This window comes from Candidatus Margulisiibacteriota bacterium, assembly GCA_028706105.1.
Classification (GTDB): Bacteria; Margulisbacteria; Riflemargulisbacteria; order GWF2-35-9; family DYQY01; genus DYQY01.
In genome coordinates this window covers 1-6860 of record JAQWCF010000087.1, presented here as the reverse complement: position 1 = coordinate 6860, position 6860 = coordinate 1, and the positions used below count along the sequence as shown (strand labels likewise).

Annotated in this window: 5 protein-coding genes; 2 read left to right on the top strand and 3 right to left on the bottom strand. The window is 34.3% G+C overall.

What is annotated here, in order from left to right:
• The first annotated feature begins 164 nt into the window (after positions 1 to 164).
• Entirely contained in the window at positions 165 to 863 is a 699-nt protein-coding gene (locus PHF25_08125) for a UPF0489 family protein (GenBank protein ID MDD4527983.1), read from the top strand.
• Between the two features lie 78 nt (positions 864 to 941).
• Here PHF25_08125 and nifJ read toward each other — a convergent pair whose 3' ends face one another.
• Complete coding sequence (gene nifJ / locus PHF25_08120; protein MDD4527982.1) at positions 942 to 4472, bottom strand: pyruvate:ferredoxin (flavodoxin) oxidoreductase; 3531 nt, start codon at positions 4470 to 4472, stop codon at positions 942 to 944.
• A 341-nt stretch (positions 4473 to 4813) separates the two neighbouring features.
• On the opposite strand from nifJ, the gene PHF25_08115 reads away from it, so the two are divergent.
• A complete protein-coding gene (locus PHF25_08115; GenBank protein ID MDD4527981.1) occupies positions 4814 to 5182 on the top strand; it encodes a hypothetical protein in 369 nt (122 codons plus the stop codon).
• A gap of 56 nt (positions 5183 to 5238) precedes the next feature.
• On the opposite strand, the gene PHF25_08110 is transcribed toward PHF25_08115, so the two are convergent.
• Together PHF25_08110 and PHF25_08105 are read right to left on the bottom strand one after the other, a co-directional pair.
• Positions 5239 to 6003, bottom strand: coding sequence for a sigma-70 family RNA polymerase sigma factor (locus PHF25_08110; protein ID MDD4527980.1), 765 nt, complete (start codon positions 6001 to 6003; stop codon positions 5239 to 5241).
• A 321-nt stretch (positions 6004 to 6324) separates the two neighbouring features.
• The gene (locus tag PHF25_08105; protein MDD4527979.1) at positions 6325 to 6807 is read right to left on the bottom strand and encodes a hypothetical protein; all 483 of its coding nucleotides are present in this window, start codon (positions 6805 to 6807) and stop codon (positions 6325 to 6327) included.
• Positions 6808 to 6860 lie beyond the last annotated feature (53 nt).

The following is a 6860-nucleotide window of genomic DNA, read 5'->3' as shown; positions in this document are numbered from 1 at the left end:
ACTATTACTTTGATTTATTTAACCCTCAGCCGGTAGAAACTGTTTATGATCCAAATGAGTTTTTATTGTTCCACGGTTTTAATGAAGAGGACCTAACAGAGGGATACCATGTTTCGATGCTTCACAAGGGTGAAATTTTTTTGTTAAATTAGCGATAATTTAATATGTATAAGATAGTAAGCTTTCAAAATCAATTTAAATTTAATTTAATCCCCCACGTAATAGTTGATAGCCATGAACAGGTTTTAACGTTTTGGCAAGATGCTTTGGCTAAAGGTTTGATCAAGTCTGGGGCTACTTTAATTCACGTTGATACCCATAGCGATATTTATTTAGGTTATCATCCAGCAGAAACAACAAGAGCTAATTTTATTAATGAAGCAATTAAATTTGGGATAATTTCTAAAGTTATTTGGGTTGTGCCAGATAATTTGCCAAAAGTGGTTGGGTTTTACAGTAACACACCGGAAGGTACTAATTTAGGCATATTTAATGATGTCCCTTTTAAAGCAACCCTTTATTCAGATACATGGAGTCTTAAAATGCATGAAAGTTTAGGAGTAGTGGCAAAAAAAATTGATTTAGAAATAGTTAGAGCTCAGGATCTTTCTACTGTTAATTCTGATAATATTATTCTTGATGTAGATTATGATTATTTTTCTAATAATGGATATGATACATATTGGAAATTTAAGGTTTATCCTACGGAGGATAATCTTGTAAATAATGTTGATACTTTTTTTCAAAAAATAGTTAATTTAAATATTCAACCACAAATAATTTCTGCTTCTAAGTCTTTTGAGTATGTAAATGTTCATCAACGTAATTTATTAGATGGGACAATACGAAAACATTTAGAATAAGGAAAATCCCTCACAAAAGTGAGGGATTTTCCTTATTCTTTAAACAGTAACTTTTTTTAGCTTGTCCTGCGTAGCTCTTTAGAGCGAAGAAGGATCTTGCTTCAAATTTTGTAAATCTGCCATTCTCTTGGTATTATCTTGTATTGCTAATTGATGTAATCTGTCAGCTTCTACTGGATTTGAACGAGTTAAAGACTTGTATCTATTTTCATTGTTAGTCATTTCCTTAAACTCTTTTGTTGCAACTTTTGATTCCCAAGTGAATGGGTCCTTGCCTTGCTCAATAAGGTCAGGGTTAAATCTATAGATTGGCCAATAACCAGTATCCGCTGCTGTTTTAGCATGCGCTTGTGAGTCTTTCATGTCAATTCCATGAGCGATACAAGGTGAATAAGCGATTACAATAGATGGACCATTGTATGCTTCAGCTTCAACCAACGCTTTAATTACCTGATTTTTGTTAGCACCCATGTTTACAGAAGCAACATAGATGTTTCCGTAGGAGGTCATCATTAATCCAAGGTTCTTTTTGGCCATTTTTTTACCTGAGGCAGCAAATTGTGCAACAGCTCCTCTTGGTGTGGCTTTTGATGCTTGTCCACCAGTATTGGAATAAACTTCAGTATCTAGAACTAAAACGTTTACGTTGTTTCCAGAAGCAAGAACGTGGTCTAATCCACCGTATCCGATGTCATATGCCCAACCGTCTCCACCAAATATCCAAACAGATTTTTCAGCAAAATAATCTTTTAGTTCTTTTAGTTTGCTTATTACAGGAGAAGATTGCTTTTCTTTGCTAAGAAGTACTTTCGTTGCTTCTTGTGCATTGGTAGCTTCTGTTGATTTTTCATCCCATAATTCTAGATTTTTTTCTAGAGATTTCTTGAGGTCAGCTGAAATGTTTTCAGCTAAAGCTAATTTAATATTACTTTTTAGCTGTTTACGATTGGTGGTTACTGCTAGACGCATTCCAAGTCCATATTCTGCATTGTCTTCGAAAAGAGAATTGCCCCAAGCAGGACCATGCCCTTTTTCGTTTACACAATAAGGAATAGTAGGGAATGTTCCGCCATAGATAGAAGAACAGCCTGTGGCATTCGCTATTATCATTCTTTCGCCAAAAAGTTGAGTAACTAGTTTTACATATGGAGTTTCTCCACAACCAGCACAAGCTCCACTGAATTCAAATAAAGGTTGTTTAAATTGGCTACCCTTTAATGTTGTAGGGTCAATTCCATCTAGAACATTTTCAGGAAGCGCATTAAAAAACCTTTGATTCTCTATTTCACCTTTGTCAAATTCTTCATGAATAGGGCTCATGAAAATCGCTTTTTCTTTTGCTGGACAGGTTTCCACACAGCTTCCACAACCTTGGCAATCTTCAGTATAAACTTGAATTTTGTATTGAAGGTCCTTAGTGTTTTTTGTGCTAGATTTTATTGTCTTAAAGCTTTTCGGTGCATCCTTAAGTTCTGCTGGGTCGATTTGTTTCATTCTGATAGCAGCATGAGGACAAACCAACACACATTGACCACATTGGATGCAATTGTCTTCAATCCAACATGGAACTTCCAAGGCAACTGCTCTTTTTTCAATTTTTGATGTGGCTGTTGGTATCACACCATCAATAGGCATTTCAGAAACCTTAATGTTGTCGCCTTTCATTCGCATGATTGGTTCGATAATAGTTTTTGTGAACACATCAGCATTATCAGGGATAAGTTTCTTTATTTCAGCGGAAACCTTAATGTCTTTAACTGAAGCTGGCACCTTTACTGCAACTAAGGCTTCAGATGCTTTATCAACAGCAGCCCAGTTCATTTTAACAATATCGTCACCTTTCCTTTTAAAGGTTTTTTCGATATATTTTTTAATTAGAGTAATGGCGTCTTCTTCTGGTAATACGCCCGAAACTTTAAAGAACGCTGCTTGCATTACAGTATTGATTCTTCCTCCAAGCCCTACTTCATGAGCAATTTTTGCAGCATCAATTGTGTAGAATTTAATCTTTTTATTGATGATGGTTTCTTGCATATCTCTTGTTAATAGTCCAAAAGCTTCTTCTCTTGAACTAGGTGAGTTTAGTAAGAAAGTCCCACCTTCTGTGATGCCTTCTAAAATGTCATATCTGCCAATGTAAGCAGGTACGTGCAGAGCAATAAAGTCAGCAGATGTTAGTAAATATTCTGACTTAATTGGTTTTTTCCCAAATCTTAAATGGGATACTGTTATACCACCAGATTTTTTGGAGTCATAAGCAAAATATCCTTGAGCATAAAGGTCTGTATTGTCTCCAATAATTTTGATAGAGTTTTTGTTTGCACCAACTGTTCCATCAGAACCAAGACCCCAGAATTTACATCTTACTGTACCTTTTGGTTCAGTTTCTAAAATTTCGTTGATCTTGATAGAAGTGTTAGTTACATCATCTTCAATACCAACAGTAAAGTTGTGAGTACAAGCACCATCTAAGTGGTCATAAATAGCTTTGACCATGCTTGGTGTAAATTCTTTAGAGGAAAGCCCATATCTTCCACCAACAATTTTGATGTTTTTGCCTTGTAGGGCAGTAACTGCATCTAAATATAATGGTTCACCGATTGAGCCTGGTTCTTTTGTTCTATCTAATACAGCTATTTTTTTCACTGAAGCCGGGATAGCTTCAATAAAGTCTTTAACTGAGAATGGACGATAAAGTCTTATTTTTAATAATCCAACCTTTTCGCCTCTATTTATTAAAAAATCAATAGTTTCTTCAATAGTTTCACAAGCAGAGCCAATTGCAATGATTATTTTGTCAGCATCTTTTGCGCCAACGTAATCAAATAAGTTGTATTCTCTACCAAGTTTGTCCCCAACTAATTTCATATATTTTTTAACAATTCCAGGAATAGCATCATAGTATTTGTTAACTGTTTCTCTTCCTTGGAAATATACATCCGGAGCCTGTTGTCCAGTTTTTAATGTTGGTTTTTCTGGTCTAAGCGCCATGTCTCTGAATTGCTCAACATATTTCATATCAACAAATGATTTAAGCGTTTCATAGTCGCTGAGTTCAACTTTTTGGATTTCATGACTTGTTCTGAAACCATCAAAGAAGCTAAGAAAAGGAACTCTTGATTCTAGTGTTGCTAGGTGTGAAACAATAGCTAAATCATGAGTTTCTTGAATAGAACCAGCACCCATTAGGGCAAAGCCTGTGTTTCTAACTGCCATAACGTCTGAATGGTCGCCGAAGATGGATAAGGATTGGCAAGCAAGTGATCTTGCGGATACATGGAACACTGTTGGCTGTAATTCTCCAGCAATCTTATACATATTAGGAATCATTAGAAGAAGTCCTTGAGAAGCAGTAAACGTTGTTGTTAATGCTCCAGCAGAGATAGAACCATGACATGTCCCGGCTGCTCCAGCTTCTGATTGCATTTCAACAACTTCCACTATTTCGCCAAAAATATTTTTTCTTCCTGCTGTTGCCCACGCATCGGTATATTCACCCATATTTGATGACGGCGTGATAGGATAGATAGCAGCTAGCTCACTATACGCATAAGCTACGTGTGCTGCGGCGGTATTTCCGTCAACAGTTTCCATTTTTTTCTTACTCATATTGGACTCCTCTTTACCTGATTTTTTTGAGAACAAATTAAAAATAATTGCAAAAAAGAGGCAAGTTTTTATGTCTTCTTACTTTCTTTTTAGACTGAGAAAATGAGAGAACATAAGAAAAATACTAGTTTATTGCAAGTTAAATTTACCTTGTACACAAACGGGTAATAGTTTACTACCTATTGAGTTTTTGTGCAAATTGATTAACTATTAAACACGTATGTTTCGTAGATTTTGCTGTTTTTGTTTTTTAGAATATTGATAAAGAAATGCAAACTATATGCTTAATTGATGATTGTTTGTTATAATTCATTATTATATTGAGTTATGGGGGATTTTAAATGGATGAATTCATAAAAATTAGAATAGAAGAATTAAAAGTTCTTAAAGAGAACGTTCTGCAAAAGCAAAGAGAAGAACTAGCAAAGATAGATGTTAGGATAGATGAGTTAAAAAATATGCTTTCATCTACAGGATTAGATTATCACTCTGATGACAAGGTAGACTTAGAAACAGTTAACAAAGTTGCTAATGTTTTAAAGGAAAGCAAAAAACCAGTAGCAGAAGCAAAACCAGAAATAGTGCCTGAAGAAGATATAAGTAAAAAAGATTCATCAATGGACTTTCACCTTGATATTGAGGAAACTCCTAAAAGTAAAAAAGTTAATTCTTCTGAAATTGATTTCGAATCCATGCTTAACGATTTATAGCTTTTGATGATCTGAATTAGCCTGAATAAATATTCAAGCTAATTCAACGTTGAGTTTTAAAGATACACTGCTAATTCTTCATTATATTGATCTTTAATTTTCTTCAATGCTCTTTCTTTTATTTGTCTAATTCTTTCTCTGCTAACTTGTAGTAGTCTTGCAATCTCTGAAAGACTCATTGGTTCTAAGTCTTTTAAACCAAAGTGGCGTTCAATAATAAACTTTTCTCTACTGCTAAGGCTGTCTAGAGCTCCATAAAGAGCGTTGTCTAATTCATCCTCGTCTAGCTTTTCTTCAAATCTTTTGATGGAGGGATCTTCGATGTAGCTACCTAGTGAGTTTTCATTATCATCAACCACAACATCAAGAGAAGACGAATTGGCTGCGAACATTTTGTAGTATTCGATTTTTGATTGATTGATCCCTGTGATTTTTGATAATTCAGCTGTATCAGGTTCACAATGATTCTCAGTCATATAATAAGTAATAGCTTTTTTGATTTTTTGAACGTTCTCTAAAATGTTAGATGGAAGTCTGACATCTCTTACTAGTTTCTGGTAGCCTCTGTTGGCTGCTTGCATAATCCAGAACGTAGCATAGGTGGAGAACTTTGTTCCTCTGTCGAATTCGTATCTTTTTGCTGCATGCAAAAAAGCAATGGCAGCTTCTTGAAAGATATCCTGAGAATATTTGTGATTGTATTTTCTGGTATATTTGTAAAGCAAACCAAGATTGTTTGCGATTAGCGTTTCTTTGCTGTCCCTGTCCCCCTGTTGAACCATTTGCAAAACGATTCTTTCATCTACTGTATTTAAAGACATTTTTTCCCTCCTAAGAAAATATTTGGAGGAAGGTCACAATCTTACTTAAAAGGGGATTTCCGACATGCGGGCCAATCCGATATTTAGACCTTCCAATTCATCCTACATTAGTTATAACTCATCAAGCCTCCTTTCTTCAATAGCTGTAGTAACTATTTTTTTATATAACAATTGTTGTTATTCCCTTATCTTAAAGGTTTTAAACATAGATGATAAAAATACGATGCATTATCAAGCTTGCGAATGGGAAATAATTTTGTATATCTCGTTTTTTTTGAATGTAAATCCTTGACGATAATATTTTTTAAAGTAGTAGCTAAACTAAGATATATTTTGTTTCGCTTTTATTTCGGCAATCATTATTCTTACTTCTTCTTTCGTGAAGAATAGTTTGTCTTGTAAGACTTTTTCTAGAAGTATTTGATTTTTGGTGCCATAAAGAACAAGAAGAGTGTTAGCTATTTCCCTTGTTAATGCTTTGCTGTTTCTTAGTTCAGTCCTAATACAGCTAATGATTGACAATGCATGAGATATTTCAGTGGTTCTTTTTAGTGCAGCAAGAATAACTTCTTTGTTGTCTTTTAATTTTTCATTAAGTAATAAAAACACCCCATAGGCATACCAACTAGTAGTTTTTTGCAAGACAGCCAATGCTTGTTCTTTGGAAAATTTTCCTATCATTGAAATAGATGGTTGCGTTATTGTGTTGGACTTACTTCTAATAAAAAACGATACTATTTCGGCTTGCATCCATTTTTGGAAACTTAATTTATAATGTTTCATTGCTATAGTTTTATTATTCATGATTAATTTATCGTGAGCTATTAAAAAAAAATTCAATTATTTATATTCTTCAT